This is a genomic window from Filomicrobium sp. (genome assembly GCF_025698805.1).
In the GTDB taxonomy this organism is placed as follows: Bacteria; Pseudomonadota; Alphaproteobacteria; order Rhizobiales; family Hyphomicrobiaceae; genus Filomicrobium; species Filomicrobium insigne.
In genome coordinates this window covers 421,054-436,853 of sequence record NZ_JAILWT010000001.1, presented here as the reverse complement: position 1 = coordinate 436,853, position 15,800 = coordinate 421,054, and the positions used below count along the sequence as shown (strand labels likewise).

The window sequence follows — 15,800 nt, the reverse complement described above, 5'->3', positions numbered from 1 at the left end:
ATTATGCTCCCTTGCCGGGTGTGGTGAATTTTGTAATAAGTTCGGCAAGAGCTTCGGGCGCATCTTCCGGCAGAAAATGCCCGGCCTGTTCTATGACTTCGAACTGGCCATTTGCCACTGTCCGGGCCAGACGTTCGCCAAGCGCTTTCGGCTGGAACACATCATTGTCGCCCCAGATAACGAGTGTGGGGGCCTCCAATCTCTCGACGGCATCCATCCGCGACGAAAGATCCTCCGTCCGCAGCCCGCGTGCCACCCGTAAATAGGCACGCCTCCCTTCAACGCCCCGGAAGGGGCGCTCGTAGGCTTCGATCAGTTCTGACGTGATCTTGTCGGGATGGACCATTCCGCGGGCAAATCCTTTAGCTAACCCCTTCTTCAGATCGAAGTCGGGCGCTTCGAGGATGCCGTCCCAGACGGGGTCCTTCAGTCTGGCGATACCCGGCTCGGGAAAGGAATCGTAGACGATGGAATCGACGAGGATGAGCCGTTCGATGATTTCAGGATGATCGACGGCAATCAGTTGAACGATACCACCGCCAATGTCGTGGCCAACGAGCGTTCCCCGTGCCCAGCCAAGCGCTAACAGCGCCTGCACAACGATATCGGATTGACCCTGTATACCGAGGTCGGCAACCAGCGGCTTGTCACTTTCACCATAGCCGAGAAGGTCAAGCGCGATGACCTCCCTACCAGCCGAGACGAGAGCGGGAATGATCTTCCGCCAGAGATGACGACTGGTCGGAATTCCGTGAATAAGCGCAATCTTGGGACCATTCCCCAAGTGCGTATATGCGATTTGATGGCCGCCGATGCTCAATCGACCATTTTGGCTGACATCAATGCTCATGAGCGTCCTGCCTGTTGCGGGCGCGAAAAGCCGCCCCCTTGGCTCGGCTTCCGCACCGATCCATTGAACACCAGCGCCGCCGCGAGCTGCGGGAAGTGTCGAGGAAGAGCATTCGGCAATCAGGCTGCTCACACGCCTTGATGCGTGTCCGTAGGGGGCTGCCGAGTAGGTCGATCGCATCCCTCGCAATTGTTGCGAGTGCTGTCTGGAATGGATCGTCGGCAAACAGCTTTACCGTCACCGACTTCGCATCGAGTTTCGGCACCGCCAATGGGAGCGCCGCCATTTCGTTCAGCGTTGCGACCGCATCTGCGGGCAAATCGCGCTCGGCGGCCGCCGCATCGGCAACCGCCCATATCGCTTCCCGGAGCTTTTCGAGGTCGGACGTCTGCTCAGGGGAAAGTGCCAGCAACTCATGGCTCAGACCAGCATCGCGCAGCCAACGAGCCGGTGCGCCTGATGGCGCCAGCACGTCTTGCGGCTCGGAAGCCCTGCGACGGACGGTTGCCGGAAGATCCAGGGCAATACGGCCAGAATTGAATCGGAATTCATCTACGTTGATCATGCAAACCGTATAAACCGGTTTGTCAGGTTATTCAAGTCTTCACCACCTGAGGGTCACCTGCCGACTACTGCCTCCGAAGACATCCTGACGCCGACGTGCTGAGCCAATTCCACGCTACGCCGCCTCTGGGGGCACTGTCGCCGCGGACTCGTTCACGTCGCCCCCGTTCGCACGCCGACAGAGCGCGCCAACAGCTCGCCGCACAGCTCCGTTGTTCACTTGCCCCCGGTGACATCGAGAAATGTTCCGGTGATGAAGGAGGCTTCGTCACTCGACAGCCACACGATCGCGCGGGCGACCTCTTCCGGTTGGCCACCCCTTCCCATGGGGATCGTGTCCCTGACCCGATCCACTCGCCCCGGCTCTCCGCCGCTGGCGTGCATCTCGGTATAGATGTGGCCGGGACGAATGCAGCATACGCGTATTCCCTCCCGCGCAACTTCCTTTGAGAAGCCGATGGTGAATGTTTCCAGGGCACCCTTGGAGGCCGCGTAGTCGACATATTCGTTCGGACTGCCGAGCCGGGCCGATGCCGACGAAATGTTGATCACGACACCACCCCGCCCGTTGTGGCGGGTGGACATCCGCCTGGCCGCCTGCTGGGCGCAGAGCATCGGGCCGATCGCGTTGACCGCGAATATCCGTTGCATGCGCTCGAAGCCGAGGTTTTCCAGGCGGGACTGCTGCGCAATGATCCCGGCATTGTTCACCAGCACATCGATCCGGCCAAACTCCCGGTCGATCACGGAGAAAAGCTGGGTGATTTGCTCGGGATCGGCACTATCTGCCTGTACGGCCAAAGCCCGGCGCCCGGCTGCTTCCACATCCGCTGTGACCGCATGAGCGGCGGCCTCATTGGAAACGAAAGTGAGGACGACATCATAGCCTCTGGCAGCGGCAAGCCGCGCCGTCGCAGCGCCCACGCCACGGCTTCCTCCGGTTATCAGCATCAGCGGTGTCGGCGAAACGGTATTCATTTCCTGGCCTTTCTCTGGGATTGAATGAGGCCGGTCAGGAGCCGGCCGGTTATTTGAGCTTCAGAATGGTTTATGCGACCGTTGTGATCTCGGCTGCCGGACTTCGCAGGTGGGGGGCTAGCGCCAGTACGAGCGGAATGATCAGAACGGCGGTGGCAGCCGCCGCAAAAACGCCGATCGTTCGGTTGCTGTGATCGGCGATTGCGCCATAAAGGATCGGGGCGAGACCACCGGAACCGATAACGCTCGTATAGAAGATTGCGAAAGCTCGACCGGTATCGCCGTCCGACAGTTCAGGCACGGTGCCGTAGAGCACCGACGATGTGCCGTTGAGAACAATGCCGAGCAGCGGCAGCAGGATGAGCGTCAAGGGCAGCGGCGTGAACAGCGTCGCGACGATCAGCGAGGCGGTCATGGCCTCGGCTACCATCACGGTCCTGACGACGCCCAGCCTTTCTCCAAGCCCGCCGAAAACTGCTTTCCCGAACGCTCCACCGATAAACAGCAGGGCTAGAGCGAGGCCGACCGTTGGAAGCCCGCCACCACGTCCCTGAACAAGAAAGGGAAGGAACAGGAGATACCCCATGCGGGTGGCGGTATCGAAGCCGCCGATCACTGTGAGAATACGAAAACCGCTGCGTCGGCGGCTGATGGTCGCCTGTCTCTTGCTTTCCGTGGCGACGGAAACGGGCGGCACCAGCCGAGCCAGAGTCAAGATCAAAGCGGCTCCGAGCATTGCCATCAATCCGAGCACTGGCCGCCATGCCAGAACCGTCAGCAGCAATGCGACAAGCGCCGGCAAGACGGCCTTTCCGAGATCGCCCGCGAAATTATAGATACCGAGGGGGCGTCGCGCGGCATCCCCATAACTGTCGGTGACAAGGAGGGAGGCCCGGGGGTGCTGAATGCTCGATCCAATGCCGGCCACGACGAGGCCGACACAGAGCCCCGCCAGCCCCAATGGCAGAGCCATAATCCCAAGGCCGGCTGCCGCGATAGCTGTGGAGAGGATCAGCGCTGCGCGTGGCGACCAGCCGCTAAGGAGTCGGTTGGCGGGTAGCTGAAGGCCGCCCATGGTCGCGTAGTAGAGGGCACGGATAACGGCAAGAGCCGCATAGGACAGCCCGAACTGCGCCTGCCATACCGGCATAAAGGCATAAAGGGAGTCGGTGTATCCATCATGCAGGGCATGTGCGAGGCTTGCTCCGACGAGGCTACGTTTTTGATTATTCCATCGATTGCTGCGGTTCATCTCTCACTGGTCTGCCTAGAATGCTTTTTTTACCTTGCCATGTCTGGCCATCTTATCATTCGACGGTATACGTGTGAGCTTTCATCGACTAGTATGGATTTGCTCACGCATATCGTTCGCTTTTCTCACGGATACAGGATGCGCCGTCTTCCCCCGTTGAATGCCCTGCGCATATTCGAAGTGGCTGCCCGGACGGGGAGCTATGCCGAGGCAGGAGCTGAACTCGGCCTCACCCATGGCGCGGTGAGCCGGCAGATCGCCGCGTTGGAAGGCTGGCTGGGGCAGAGGCTGTTCGTGCGGGATGGCCGCCGCATGGTCGCCACGCCAACGGCGAAAATCTTCGCCGCCGAGGTCGGGCTTTCATTCGACCGTCTGGCGGTCGCGGCAGAAGCCTGCGGTCGCCCGACGGCACGTCGCATCCTGCGCGTGAGCGCCCCGACCAGCCTGGCAATGCGCTGGCTCATCCCCCGGCTCGGTCGCTATCATGTCGATCACCCACATGTCGAAGTCGTCGTTACGACCGTATCCTGCGTGCAGGAAGAGTTGCGCGGCGGCGTTGATCTCTCGATCCGGCGCGGCGTTGCACGGGCTGATATCTGGCCCCAGCACCATGTCATTCCGGTGCTGGACGACGTGGATACATTGATCATGAGCCCTGCCTTGTTCGCCAAGCGCCCGATCCTCAAGCCGACGGACATTGAGGAGCATACGCTGCTTGCCAGCGAAACACGTCCCGGCGATTGGGTGAACTGGCTGGAAGCGGCAGACCTCCAGCACCTGGTCGGACTGCCGCGTCAGACATTTGACCACTTCTTCGTGGCGCGCCAGGCGGCGGAAGACGGGCTTGGCATCGGGATCGGCCCGCTTCCCATGCTGGACATCGACATTGCCAACGGAAGGCTGATGACGCCTCTGCCGGACATCCGGGTTCCGAGGACGGGATATGTCGCGGTCATCCCCCGTCAGGCCGATCCTGGAAGTCTGGTTCGCGGTTTCGTTGACTGGCTCGTTGCGGAGGCGAATAACGACTGACGAAGCTCAGCGGACAATCGACGATGCCTTTAGTGCCCGCTCGGCCCCGGCCAGCCGTCTCTCGACGCAGGCCGGGTCGTTACCGAAAATGGCGAACCCCTCAGATTCGCATTCCGCCGGAAACCTCGATCCGCTGTGCGTTCACCCAGCGATGATCCTCCGACAGCAGCGAGGCAATCATCGGCCCGATGTCGTCTGGCTGGCCCGGTCGGCCAAGAGCGGTCATCCCGGCAATAGCCTTGGCGACATCAGGATTATCGCGCACGACACCGCCGCTGAAATCGGTTGCAATAGCACCGGGCGCAACGCAATTAACGGCGATCCGTCGCTCGCCCAGCTCGAACGCCATATATTTGGTCATCGTTTCGACAGCAGCCTTCATCGTGGCGTAGGCGGCGCGGTTCGCCATGATGATCCGCGTCAGGCCCGATGAAATATTCACGATACGACCACCATCCCTGAGCAGGGGCGCAAGCTTCTGGGTGAGGAAGAAAACGCCCTTCACATGAATCCGATAGAGCGTATCGAATTCCTCTTCCTGCGCGTTCAGGAAACCCATGCCGCTGGAATTGCCGGCGTTGTTGACGAGGTAGTCTATTTTCTCGCTGCCAAGAGCTTGGAGTGTCTGCTGGATGCTGATGACAAATGCGTCGAAGCTGCTGGTATCACTCGTATCCAGTTGGAGCGCTACGGCCTTGCCGCCAGCTTTCTCGATCAGGCTGACGACCTTGTCGGCTTCCGACCTGTTCGTGTTGTAGGTGAAGATCGAAGTGACGCCGCGACGGGCGAGCGCTTCGACGGTGGAGCGGCCCAGGCCGCGGCTGCCGCCGGTAACCAATGCGATGGGAACGTGATTTGTCATAAGGATCTCCTGAGATTGATGATCCCAATATAGATGCATGGTCCCACCGGATTAGATCGCGATTGCCGCCCATACTGTTTTGCCATAGAGAATAATCAACATGGATAGATTGTCCTCTATAGAATTATTCGTGCGGATCGTTGAGCGTGCCAGCTTCAGCGCAGCGGCCGCAGATGTCGGTGTTTCACGCCCCGTCGCGACTGCAACCATCAAGGAGTTGGAGCACCGGCTCGGCACACGTCTGCTCCAGCGCACCACACGCCATGTCCAGCCAACTGTCGAAGGAGAAATATACTATCGCCGTTGCATGGCCATTCTCGCGGACATCGAAGATGCCGACAGGAGTGCGAGCGGCGCCGTGACTGGCCTCCTACGGGTCGATGTTGCTGGCAACCTTGCTCGAACGATGTTGTTACCCGCATTGCCTGCTTTTCTGGCCCAGCATCCGTCACTCACTGTCCATCTCCGAGAAAGCGAACGTTATGTCGATCTGGTACGTGAGGGCGTTGATTGCGTCGTCCGCAGTGGGCAGCTTTCCGACAGCGACATGATCGTTCGACCTATAGGCGGCATGGAGGAAATCACCTGCGCGAGCCCCGACTATCTGGCAAGGCATGGTATTCCGTTGTCGCCCGACGCCCTCGAAGGTCACACGATGATCGGCTTCGTGTCATCGCGCACCGACCGCGTTATGCCGCTGGAGTTCACGGTAGATGGAAGGGCCGTCGAGGTCGCGCTGCCTTCGCGTGTTCTGGTTTCCGGTGCGGATATGAATGCAGGGGCGGCACGTCTCGGACTTGGCTTGGCGCAGGCGCCGCGCAGTCGGTTCGAGGATGATCTTGCCTCAGGCGCTCTTGTAGAAGTGCTACCCGAGTTTGCTCCGCCAGAAACGCCCATTTCTGTGCTGTATCCCAACAATCGCCATCTTTCTCAGCGGGTACGCGTGTTTGTCGATTGGCTTGTCGCCACGCTGAAACCCAGGCTCTCCTAACCCACATTCTCCAAGTAAGTCGCTGATTTCGCTGTCGTAATCGTGATATTTCGCATATAAATCATGGCGTTGACGGCTGCGAGGGGCGCGTTTCATGGATCACCTGGAGGGTGCGGGCTTGGCGCGGGGAGATCGGGTTGATTTCGACCGCCGTGTGCGTCTGGAGTTCCGTGGTGCGCAGATCAGTTCAGACGGTGGCCTGCTGGTGATGCGCGAGCTTGATGACGTGCTCGGCCTGTCCAATCTGGCGTCGGAGGCGCTGCGAGACAGCCGCACCGGGAAGAACACGCTCCATCGGCTTGACGGATTGTTCCGGCAATCGGTGTTCGGACGACTGGCCGGATACGAGGATGTGAACGATGCCGACCGCTTGGCCCTCGATCCCGTGATGCGTCAGGTCGTTGGCGGCAGGGCCGTCGAGGCGCAAGCTGCTTCGGCATCGCAGATGGGACGGTTCGAGACCGAGACGCTGGCTCTGGCCGCGAACCGGGCGGCGCTGGCCGATCTGAACGGCCAATGGATCGACCGGTTTCATGACCGCAACGGGTTGAAATACATCGTGCTGGACATGGACAGCTCGGTCAGCCCCACCCACGGCGATCAGGAAGGTGCTGCCTGGAACGGGCATTTCGACTGCACCTGCTATCACCCCATCTTCTTGTTCAACCAGTTTGGCATGCTGGAGCGCTGCGCCCTGCGTAACGGCAATGTCCACAGCGCCGATGGCTGGCGGGATGTCCTTGATCCCGTCATTGCCCGATATGCTGGCCGCGACCTTGGTGGACGCTTCTTCCGGGCCGACGCTGCCTACGCGATCCCCGCGATCTATATGCGGCTGGAAGAAGCCAGGTTCTTCTACGCCATCCGTCTGCCCGCCAACGCCGTCTTGCGCGAGAAGATCGCGCATCGGCTGACACGGCCCGTGGGACGGCCTTCGCTGACCAAGGTCAAACGGTTCTTCGAGGACTTCGAGTATCAGGCGGCGTCCTGGGACAAGCCGCGCCGCGTCATCGCCAAGATCGAATGGCATCCGGGCGAGCTGTTCCCCAAAGTCGGCTTCATCGTCACCAACCTGCCGATGGAGCCAGACTGGGTGGTGAGGTTCTACAACCAGCGCGGCACCGCAGAGCAGCACATCAAGGAAGGCAAATATGCCTTTCGCTGGACGCGGCTGTCATGCCGGAAGTTCCGGCACAACGAGGTGCGGCTGCAACTGCACGCGCTGGCCTACAACCTGGCAACCTTCCTGCGCTGCATCGAACTGCCCGAGGCCATGGCGGACTGGTCGTTGACCAGCCTGCAACTCAAGCTGATCAAGATCGGCGCCCGCGTCGTCCGCCACGCCCGCGCCATTACCTTCCAGTTGGCCGAGGTCGCCGTCACCGGCCCGATGGTGCGGGCCGTCCTTGCCGCCATCCGCCGTCTTCGAACGCCTCCGTCATGCGCATGACCACGATCCATGCCCAAGCTGAACGAAAGCGGCAGGACAGGTCGGTCTGCCGCGCGGAAAAGCGGCTCTGCCGGGCCAGAATGCTACGGGTTCGAGGCTTGATCCACCCGACTTCGGCCGTTTGCGCGACGACAGACACCGCTCGGGGCGAAAAACGCTTGCCCAGCGAGCAAAATCAGGCGATCTTGAAGTCAAGCGGCAGGCCACTTGGGGAATGTCGGCTCAAACGACGTCGAACAATCGACGCCCGAGGAAACCAGCAGGAGGCTCTTTCCGTGACCAAGCCCGAATTCATCCGCGCCGCGACGCCCAAGTTCAAGACGCGCTACGACAACTTCATCGGCGGCCAATGGGTCGCTCCGGTCAACGGCCGCTATTTTGAGAACACCTCCCCGGTGAACGGCCGCGTCCTGTGCGAGGTGGCTCGCTCGGACGCGGCTGATGTTGAATTGGCGCTGGACGCCGCGCACGCCGCCAAGGACGCCTGGGGCAAGACCAGCGTCGCCCAGCGCGCGCTGATCCTTAATCGGATCGCCGACCGCATCGAGGCCAATCTTCAGGCCGTGGCCGAGGCTGAGACCTGGGACAACGGCAAGCCGGTGCGTGAGACCTTGGCGGCGGACATCCCCCTGGCCATTGACCACTTCCGCTATTTCGCCGGCTGCATCCGCGCCCAGGAGGGCGGCATTTCGGAGCTGGATAACGACACGGTCGCCTATCACTTCCACGAGCCGCTGGGTGTGGTCGGGCAGATCATCCCGTGGAACTTCCCTATCCTGATGGCGGCGTGGAAGATCGCCCCCGCCCTGGCGGCGGGCAACTGCATCGTGCTGAAACCGGCGGAACAGACCCCGGCCTCGATCCTGCTGCTGGCCGAACTGATCCAGGACATTCTGCCGGCGGGCGTGCTGAACATCGTCTCCGGCACGGGGGTCGAGGTCGGCGAGCCGTTGGCCACAAATCCGCGCATCGCCAAGATCGCCTTCACCGGCTCGACCGCCGTCGGTCAGAAGATCATGGAGTACGCGACGCAGAACATCATTCCGGTGACGCTGGAACTGGGCGGCAAATCGCCCAACATCTTCTTCAAGGACGTCATGGACGCCGACGACGCCTTCCTGGACAAGGCGCTGGAAGGTTTCGCCATGTTCGCCCTGAACCAGGGCGAGGTCTGCACCTGCCCCAGCCGCGCCCTGATCCACGAAGACATCTATGAGGCCTTCATTGAGAAGGCCATCGCCCGCGTCGAGGCCATCAAGCAGGGCGATCCGCTGGACCCGACCACCCAGGTCGGTGCCCAGGCCTCGGACCAGCAGTTGCAGAAGATCCTGAGCTATTTGAAGATCGGCAAGGACGAAGGGGCCGAGGTCCTGACGGGCGGGGAGCAGTCGCTGCTGCCGGACGACCTGTCGGGCGGCTATTATGTCAAGCCGACGGTGTTCAAGGGCACCAATGACATGCGGGTCTTCCAGGAGGAGATCTTTGGTCCGGTCCTGGCCGTGACCACCTTCAAGACCTTCGAAGAGGCGATGGAGATCGCCAACGACACCGAATACGGCCTGGGCGCCGGTGTCTGGTCACGCGACATGAACACCGCCTATCGCGCCGGCCGGGCCATTCAGGCCGGGCGGGTCTGGACCAACTGCTATCACCAGTATCCGGCGCACGCGGCCTTTGGCGGCTACAAGAAGTCGGGCATCGGCCGCGAGAACCACCGGATGATGCTGGACCACTATCAGCAGACCAAGAACCTGCTGGTCAGCTACAGCCCGGACAAGCTGGGCTTCTTCTGATCCTTTCGGAGGCGCGGACGTTCAGTCCGCGCCTTTTCTCTTTCGCGATCCAACCGAGGAGTAGTGATTATGGCCAGGACCATGAAGGCCGCTGTCGTGCGTGAGTTCGGCAAACCATTGGTGATCGAGGATGCGCCGATCCCGACGCCGGGCCCCGGCATGATCCAGGTGAAGATCGAGGCCACCGGGGTCTGCCACACCGATCTGCACGCGGCTGAAGGCGACTGGCCGGTCAAGCCGAACCCGCCTTTCATTCCCGGCCATGAGGGCGTCGGCTACGTCTCGGGCGTCGGCGCAGGCGTCAAGCATGTGAAGGAAGGCGACCGGGTTGGCGTGCCCTGGCTCTACACCGCTTGCGGCCACTGCAAGCACTGCCTCGGCGGCTGGGAGACCCTGTGTCACGAGCAGCAGAACACCGGCTATTCGGTGAACGGCAGCTTTGCGGAATATGTCGTCGCCGACCCGAACTTCGTCGGCCACCTGCCGGCCAACATCAGCTTCGAGGAAATTGCGCCGATCCTGTGCGCCGGGGTCACGGTCTACAAGGGGCTGAAGGTTACGGACACCAAGCCGGGCGACTGGGTGGTGATCTCGGGCGTGGGCGGTCTGGGCCACCTGGCGGTGCAATACGCCAAGGCCATGGGCCTGAACGTGGCGGCGGTCGACATCGACGACGCCAAGCTCGACCTGGCCCGTCGTCTGGGCGCGACCGTGACGGTCAACGCCAAGACCTCAAACGACCCCGCCGCCGACATAAAGCGCCAGACCGACGGCGGCGCCCAGGGGGTGCTGGTCACGGCCGTGTCGCCCAAGGCGTTCGAACAGGCCCTGGGCATGACTTCGCGCGGGGCGACGGTGGCCCTGAACGGCCTGCCGCCCGGCGATTTCCCGCTGTCGATCTTTGACATGGTGCTGAACGGGACGACGGTGCGTGGGTCGATTGTCGGCACGCGACTGGACCTTCAGGAAGCCCTGGATTTTGCGGCCGACGGCAAGGTGAAGTCGATCAATACAATCGAACCGCTGGACAACATCAACGACATCTTCGCCCGCATGCACAGAGGCCAGATCGAAGGCCGGGTGGTCATGTCGCTCGGTTGATTTGTGAAGATCGTTGAGTTCCCTCATCGCCGTTGCCTTTGCGAAGGTCTGCTGTCGTGTCTCGTTCGAGCAGGACAGCGCCTTCGCCGAGTTGGCTCAAACGATCGCTCGGATTTCTGAGGGGGCAGTCGGCCATCGAAAGACAGCCGCAGCCGATGCACCCGTCGAGCTGGTCACGCAACTGACCTAGGCTGCGTATGCGGTCAGTCAGCATGTCTCGCCAACTTGTGGAGAGCTGTCGCCAGTCGTCCAAGGCGGGGGCTCGGTCGGAAGGGAGTTTGGCCAGCGCCGTCTTGATCGCCGCCAGCGGAATACCGGCGCGCTGAGCTACTTTGATGATAGCGACGCGGCGCAAGACGTCGCGGGAATAGCGGCGCTGGTTGCCATCGCTACGCCATCCCTGGATCAGCCCCTTTGCCTCATAGAAGTGGATGGTCGAGACCGCGACGCCGCTGCGACGCGCAATGTCTCCGACCGAAAGCGGGATGCGGACGTCGATCGGCATGTTCACGAAGCTTCTTGACCTCAACTATGGTTGAGGTTTCATAAGGCGCGTCAGCTTGCCCTTGCAAGCTCGCATCCGCGGTTGCGGATGAGATCCCGAAGTGGAGCTGACATGAACTCTCGTGACATCCCGTCCGAGCCGCGCTCGCAACCCATACGGTCGGCGGACGACGATACAGGTGAGGCGCTCCTCGTCCCGCCGAGGGTCGGCTGGGCCGCCCTGCTGTCCGGCGCGAACGGCGTACGGTCGCTCGCGCTTGTCGGGGGCGTCGCTCTCCATGCGATCAACGTCTACATCGCGACCACCATCCTACCTTCGGTTGTTCGCGATATCGGAGGGCTGGATCTCTATGCCTGGAACACGACGGTCTTCGTCGTCGCCTCCATCATGGGGTCCGCGCTCTCGACCAGGCTGCTCCAGCGGGCGGGGCCAAGGGGCGGCTATACGATCGCGGCTGCGATCTTCGCCATCGGCGCCTTGATCTGTGCGGTTTCGCCTTCAATGCCGATCATGTTGATTGGACGTCTCGTCCAGGGACTCGGCGGCGGATTCCTCTTTGCCCTCGCCTATGCGATGATCCGGGTGGTGTTCCACGAAGCCCTTTGGCCGCGCGCGATGGCGCTCGTTTCAGGCATGTGGGGCGTCGCGACCCTGGTCGGCCCTGCGGTCGGCGGCGTATTCGCTGAGAAGACTGTTCAATGGCTCTGGCAAACCGGACCTCGCAATTGATTTCGGCACGGCAAATACCCGCGTCGTCACCGCAGAGGGTGGCATCGTATTCGACGAGCCATCCCTGTGCTGTTTCGCCATAGGTTCTGGCTCCGGCGAGCTCGTCGCTACCGGAAACGCCGCCCAGCTTATGAAGGATCGGACGACGGGCAATCTGCGGATCGTGCGCCCGCTCAATCGCGGCGTGCTCGCAGATATTTTGGCCGCACGCCATTTCCTCGCCTATGCGGTTCAAGCCAGCGTTGGTCAGCGCAGGCTGCGGTCGTTCCGGGCCATCATCGGTGTTCCGGCTGACGCTACCAAGGCCGAGCGCAGCGCATTGTTGACGGCGGCGCGGGACGCCGGACTTGGCGGAGTTGAACTGCTATCTGAGCCGCTGGCAGCCGCGCGCGGTGCAGATCTTGATGTCGATCAAGCGCGGGGCTCGATGATTGTGGAATGCGGCGCCGGCACAACGGAAGCCGCCGTTGTTTCGCTTGGCGGCATCTGCGCATCGGCCTCACTTCGCGGAGGAGGTGATGCGCTTGATGCCGCAATCGTCGATTACCTGCACTTTCAGCACAAGTTCCTGATCAGCCCGACCACTGCGGAAAAAATCAAGTGTGACATAATCGGTGCGGAACAGGACGAAACCACCTCGGCGACCGACGTCGTGGTCAAGGGGCGCAGTCTAGTAACCGGGCTTCCGCAAGTGATCAGGCTGCCAGTAGACGAATTGCTGCCGGTTGCAGCAAGGCACACTGCCGGTATCACACGGATGGTGCTCGAATTGCTAGGCAGCCTTTCTCCTGAACTGAGCCGTGACGTGCACGATAGTGGTATCGTGCTGACCGGCGGCAGCGCGGCCGTCAGTCTGGTCAAATCGGCGTTGGTCAAGGCGACCGGGCTGCAAATTGTGGTTGCGCCGAGCGCCGCACACTGTGTGGTCAATGGACTGAGGAAAGCTCTGACCCACTGATCTGTCGAGCTGCAACACAGGTTTGACTTCATCGGCAATCAAGATCAGATATAAGTAATGTCTGGTCGCCCCTCTCTTCAGCTTCGACGCTGTCGCACGAGTCCGCTCGTTTGGGGCTAGTGCCCCCGGACAGCGATAGACACGACCGGCGCAGTCCGGGGCAAATCCAACTCCACCCATCAATTTTTCTGCGCCCGCAGGCGCATTGAACGCGCCAGGACGAATGGCGCGGAAGGAATTGTCATGACTGACCAGCCAGTTGTCGATGCTCAGACCCCGATCGTGATCCGGGCGAGCGATGCCGACCGTGTAACCAACCTTGCCATTGCAGCAGAAGACCGGCTCCCGCAGGTTGCCGCTCTCCTGCTGCGGGAACTCAACCGCGCCGAAGTGATCCCTGATGCCGAGATGCCGGCCGACATCGTAACCATGCAAGCGACGGTAAAGTTCATCGATGAAGCAAGCGGCGTCGAACGCACCCTGCAACTCGTGTATCCGACGGAAGCTGATTTCGACGCAGGTCGCATCTCGATCCTGTCTCTGGTCGGAGCCGGACTCCTCGGCCTCAAAGCGGGCCAGTCGATCATGTGGCCTGATCGCGCAGGGAAGGAGCGACCTTTGCGGATTATTGACGTCATGCAAGCGTAGAAGCCGCGCAAAGGCCGCCGTTCATTGCACCAAGGGTTCGGGCGGCCTTTGCTGGCTAATACTCAGGCCTCGGCCGCAAGGCTTCCCGGTTGACTGCTCGCCGCGCGTTCGAGCGACACGATCTCGGTCAAAACCGACCTAAATACTTAGCCCTCTCTGCTTCCCCAACTGCCACGACACCGAACCGCCTTGCACAATGCCTGTGACTTCGCGATCGAGCTGACGGTCGATGAGGGGCCGCCACGGAACAAGCGTGAACTCGTGGCTCTGCTCGACCACGGCGAACTTACCGCTCGATAGCTGAACCGTCCCGGTGAACTTGCCGCTAATCTTCTCCCCGTCCGCCGCCGCCCGGAACGGCAGCGTCTTGCGCTCGGCCATCTCCGCGCCGACGCGGGCGACTTCGCGCTCGCGCAGCGTGGCAAGAAGGCTGCGCCGGTAAAAGATGCGGCCGTCCCGCGCTCGGGTGGCGTCGCCCTGTTCGATATGATGCTCGCGGCGCTGGTCCATGGCGTCGCGCACCTGCTGACCGAAACCGGCCGGAGCAATATCCGATGCGTCGGGCGTAACCAATCGCCGGTCGAGCCAGGTCGCGCCATCGGACCCGATCTGACTTTCCAGATCGAAGGTCGAGATGACCCGAATGCTGGCCTGCCGGTTGCGGCCTGCATCATAGGCGGCGGCGCGGCTCTCGAAATCCTCGGAGATGCGCCATTGATCGGGGTCGATCCGCTCGACGATCCCGGCGCGGCGCAGCGCCTCCAGCCGGCGCACATGGGCATCGACGAAGCCCTCATAATCGCCGCCCGGAACGCGGCCCTCAAACTTCGCCTGTTCCAGATGACGGCTCGGTCGATAGACGCCATACTCGGCGATGGCGGCAATGGCCCGGTCGGATGGTCGCTGCGCCGTGTCGGCCGGGCCGATCTCGATGATGCTGCCGATCCGGGCATTCTCGACGCGAGCCGGGTCGACACCCGGAACATGGTGGGTGCGCCCGTCGATCCCGTCCACCACAAGTGTCAGGTTCTCGCCCATCTCGTCGGTGAGATATTTGTCCACGACGCGGCCGGCGATGGGCGTCTCGGGCGCGGCATCATGAAGCTGGAACGTCATCGGATCGCGCTCCAGCCCATCGGCCTTCAGCGCCTTGTGCATGTTCCGGATGATGTCACCGCGCTCGCCCAGCTCGCGCAAGGTCGGCTCCATCCGCTCGCTCAACTCCCAGACACCCGGCGCGTGTTCGGTGGCGAGGCCCATCTGCTCCAGCTTGCCCAGGCGGCGCAGGCGCAGCGCCCGGTCGAACTGGCGGCGTGGCTCGGCCGGTTCATGGCGCAGGTCGATAAAGCGTTCATCGGCTTCCTCGGTCATCGCCCGGTCGATGCGGGTGAAGCGACCCTGATCGACTTCGGCCGAGAGCTTGCGGGTCTGCTCGATCTCGGTGACGGGACCAAGCTCCAGCGTGGTCAGCTCGCTCGCCCGCTCGCGAATGCCGTTGGCGAGATAGTCGCCGATGATGACCAGATTCTCGCCCAGGTCGTCCTTGCCCCGGACGATGACGTGCACATGGGGGTGGCCGGTGTTGTAGTGATTGACCGCGACCCAATCGAGTTTCGTGCCAAGGTCGATTTCGATCCGGCTCATAAGGTCGCGGGTGTGCGCCGTCAGGTCGGTCAGGTCAGCGCCGTCTTCCGGCGAGACGATGAACCGGAACTGGTGGCGATCGTCCTTGCCGCGATCAAGGAAGGCTTGCGGCTCGGTGCGGTCCTCGGTCGCCGAATAGAGTTGCCCACGCTCGCCATCGCGCGACGTGCCGTCGCGCTGGATGTAGCGCAGATGGGCGGCGGCTTTACCGTTCTTTCCGGCCTGCTGGACATAGCGGGTTTTCACGACGACGCGGCGCACCCCCGGCGCGCTGTGCTTCCAGCCGCCGGACAAGGTGCGGGCACGCACGAAGGTCGCGCCGCGCCCACGCTTGAGGCCCGGCCCGCTGCTCGTCCGCGATGCCTTGCCGCCCATGGTAGTGGCTGATGATCTGGAGCGTGGCGAGGATGATGCGGATGACCGCGACGGGCTGTTGCTGTGCT

At 62.1% G+C, this 15,800-nt stretch carries 15 protein-coding genes; 8 read left to right on the top strand and 7 right to left on the bottom strand.

The genetic code is table 11. The features are described from left to right. Window position 1 precedes the first annotated feature (1 nt). The 4 genes from K5845_RS02015 to K5845_RS02000 all read right to left on the bottom strand — a co-directional run bounded on the left by K5845_RS02015 (window position 2) and on the right by K5845_RS02000 (window position 3,644). Window positions 2-850, bottom strand: coding sequence for an alpha/beta fold hydrolase (locus tag K5845_RS02015; protein ID WP_240578687.1), 849 nt, complete (start codon window positions 848-850; stop codon window positions 2-4). After that, window positions 840-1,415: a CGNR zinc finger domain-containing protein gene (locus tag K5845_RS02010; RefSeq protein WP_287958235.1), complete on the bottom strand. Its 576-nt coding sequence runs from the start codon at window positions 1,413-1,415 to the stop codon at window positions 840-842. Before K5845_RS02010 ends, K5845_RS02015 begins: the two co-directional genes overlap by 11 nt. A gap of 215 nt (window positions 1,416-1,630) precedes the next feature. After that, the gene (locus K5845_RS02005) at window positions 1,631-2,392 is read right to left on the bottom strand and encodes an SDR family oxidoreductase (protein ID WP_287958234.1); all 762 of its coding nucleotides are present in this window, start codon (window positions 2,390-2,392) and stop codon (window positions 1,631-1,633) included. A 70-nt stretch (window positions 2,393-2,462) separates the two neighbouring features. Next, window positions 2,463-3,644: an MFS transporter gene (locus K5845_RS02000; RefSeq protein ID WP_287958232.1), complete on the bottom strand. Its 1,182-nt coding sequence runs from the start codon at window positions 3,642-3,644 to the stop codon at window positions 2,463-2,465. Window positions 3,645-3,782: 138 nt separating this feature from the next. Between K5845_RS02000 and K5845_RS01995 the strand changes: the two genes are divergently transcribed. Further along, complete coding sequence (locus tag K5845_RS01995) at window positions 3,783-4,676, top strand: LysR substrate-binding domain-containing protein (RefSeq protein WP_287958231.1); 894 nt, start codon at window positions 3,783-3,785, stop codon at window positions 4,674-4,676. A 100-nt stretch (window positions 4,677-4,776) separates the two neighbouring features. On the opposite strand, the gene K5845_RS01990 is transcribed toward K5845_RS01995, so the two are convergent. Then, on the bottom strand, window positions 4,777-5,538 hold the full coding sequence (locus K5845_RS01990; protein WP_287958229.1) for an SDR family NAD(P)-dependent oxidoreductase: 762 nt from the start codon (window positions 5,536-5,538) through the stop codon (window positions 4,777-4,779). Between the two features lie 100 nt (window positions 5,539-5,638). Here K5845_RS01990 and K5845_RS01985 point away from each other — a divergent pair, with 100 nt between their 5' ends. From K5845_RS01985 to adhP, 4 genes are all read left to right on the top strand, one after another. Next, on the top strand, window positions 5,639-6,529 hold the full coding sequence (locus tag K5845_RS01985) for a LysR family transcriptional regulator (protein WP_287958228.1): 891 nt from the start codon (window positions 5,639-5,641) through the stop codon (window positions 6,527-6,529). A 94-nt stretch (window positions 6,530-6,623) separates the two neighbouring features. Next, window positions 6,624-7,979, top strand: a complete 1,356-nt coding sequence (locus K5845_RS01980; protein ID WP_012112698.1) for an IS1380-like element ISPme1 family transposase — start codon at window positions 6,624-6,626, stop codon at window positions 7,977-7,979. A 275-nt stretch (window positions 7,980-8,254) separates the two neighbouring features. Then, on the top strand, window positions 8,255-9,772 hold the full coding sequence (exaC, locus tag K5845_RS01975; protein WP_287958217.1) for an acetaldehyde dehydrogenase ExaC: 1,518 nt from the start codon (window positions 8,255-8,257) through the stop codon (window positions 9,770-9,772). A gap of 69 nt (window positions 9,773-9,841) precedes the next feature. Continuing rightward, entirely contained in the window at window positions 9,842-10,873 is a 1,032-nt protein-coding gene (gene adhP, locus K5845_RS01970; protein WP_199257880.1) for an alcohol dehydrogenase AdhP, read from the top strand. Here adhP and soxR read toward each other — a convergent pair. Then, window positions 10,857-11,378: a redox-sensitive transcriptional activator SoxR gene (soxR, locus tag K5845_RS01965; RefSeq protein ID WP_287958216.1), complete on the bottom strand. Its 522-nt coding sequence runs from the start codon at window positions 11,376-11,378 to the stop codon at window positions 10,857-10,859. The genes adhP and soxR overlap by 17 nt on opposite strands. A 111-nt stretch (window positions 11,379-11,489) precedes the next feature. On the opposite strand from soxR, the gene K5845_RS01960 reads away from it, so the two are divergent. The 3 genes from K5845_RS01960 to rnk all read left to right on the top strand — a co-directional run bounded on the left by K5845_RS01960 (window position 11,490) and on the right by rnk (window position 13,713). Further along, window positions 11,490-12,107 (top strand): MFS transporter, encoded by a 618-nt coding sequence (locus K5845_RS01960; protein ID WP_287958215.1) that lies wholly within the window; start codon window positions 11,490-11,492, stop codon window positions 12,105-12,107. Next, the gene (locus tag K5845_RS01955; protein WP_353736532.1) at window positions 12,040-13,065 is read left to right on the top strand and encodes a rod shape-determining protein; all 1,026 of its coding nucleotides are present in this window, start codon (window positions 12,040-12,042) and stop codon (window positions 13,063-13,065) included. Before K5845_RS01960 ends, K5845_RS01955 begins: the two co-directional genes overlap by 68 nt. 243 nt (window positions 13,066-13,308) lie before the next feature. Continuing rightward, the gene (gene rnk, locus K5845_RS01950) at window positions 13,309-13,713 is read left to right on the top strand and encodes a nucleoside diphosphate kinase regulator (RefSeq protein ID WP_287958213.1); all 405 of its coding nucleotides are present in this window, start codon (window positions 13,309-13,311) and stop codon (window positions 13,711-13,713) included. 138 nt (window positions 13,714-13,851) lie between these two features. Here rnk and K5845_RS01945 read toward each other — a convergent pair whose 3' ends face one another. Further along, complete coding sequence (locus K5845_RS01945; RefSeq protein ID WP_502814120.1) at window positions 13,852-15,357, bottom strand: DUF3363 domain-containing protein; 1,506 nt, start codon at window positions 15,355-15,357, stop codon at window positions 13,852-13,854. Window positions 15,358-15,800 lie beyond the last annotated feature (443 nt).

Bases quoted from the DNA above. Each gene is read 5' to 3' on its own strand.
- K5845_RS02015 (WP_240578687.1), bottom strand. From the start codon at position 850: ATGAGCATTGATGTCAGCCAAAATGGTCGATTGAGCATCGGCGGCCAT.
- K5845_RS02010 (WP_287958235.1), bottom strand. From the start codon at position 1,415: ATGATCAACGTAGATGAATTCCGATTCAATTCTGGCCGTATTGCCCTG.
- K5845_RS02005 (WP_287958234.1), bottom strand. From the start codon at position 2,392: ATGAATACCGTTTCGCCGACACCGCTGATGCTGATAACCGGAGGAAGC.
- K5845_RS02000 (WP_287958232.1), bottom strand. From the start codon at position 3,644: ATGAACCGCAGCAATCGATGGAATAATCAAAAACGTAGCCTCGTCGGA.
- K5845_RS01995 (WP_287958231.1), top strand. From the start codon at position 3,783: ATGCGCCGTCTTCCCCCGTTGAATGCCCTGCGCATATTCGAAGTGGCT.
- K5845_RS01990 (WP_287958229.1), bottom strand. From the start codon at position 5,538: ATGACAAATCACGTTCCCATCGCATTGGTTACCGGCGGCAGCCGCGGC.
- K5845_RS01985 (WP_287958228.1), top strand. From the start codon at position 5,639: ATGGATAGATTGTCCTCTATAGAATTATTCGTGCGGATCGTTGAGCGT.
- K5845_RS01980 (WP_012112698.1), top strand. From the start codon at position 6,624: ATGGATCACCTGGAGGGTGCGGGCTTGGCGCGGGGAGATCGGGTTGAT.
- adhP (WP_199257880.1), top strand. From the start codon at position 9,842: ATGGCCAGGACCATGAAGGCCGCTGTCGTGCGTGAGTTCGGCAAACCA.
- soxR (WP_287958216.1), bottom strand. From the start codon at position 11,378: ATGCCGATCGACGTCCGCATCCCGCTTTCGGTCGGAGACATTGCGCGT.
- K5845_RS01960 (WP_287958215.1), top strand. From the start codon at position 11,490: ATGAACTCTCGTGACATCCCGTCCGAGCCGCGCTCGCAACCCATACGG.
- rnk (WP_287958213.1), top strand. From the start codon at position 13,309: ATGACTGACCAGCCAGTTGTCGATGCTCAGACCCCGATCGTGATCCGG.
- K5845_RS01945 (WP_502814120.1), bottom strand. From the start codon at position 15,357: ATGAGCCGGATCGAAATCGACCTTGGCACGAAACTCGATTGGGTCGCG.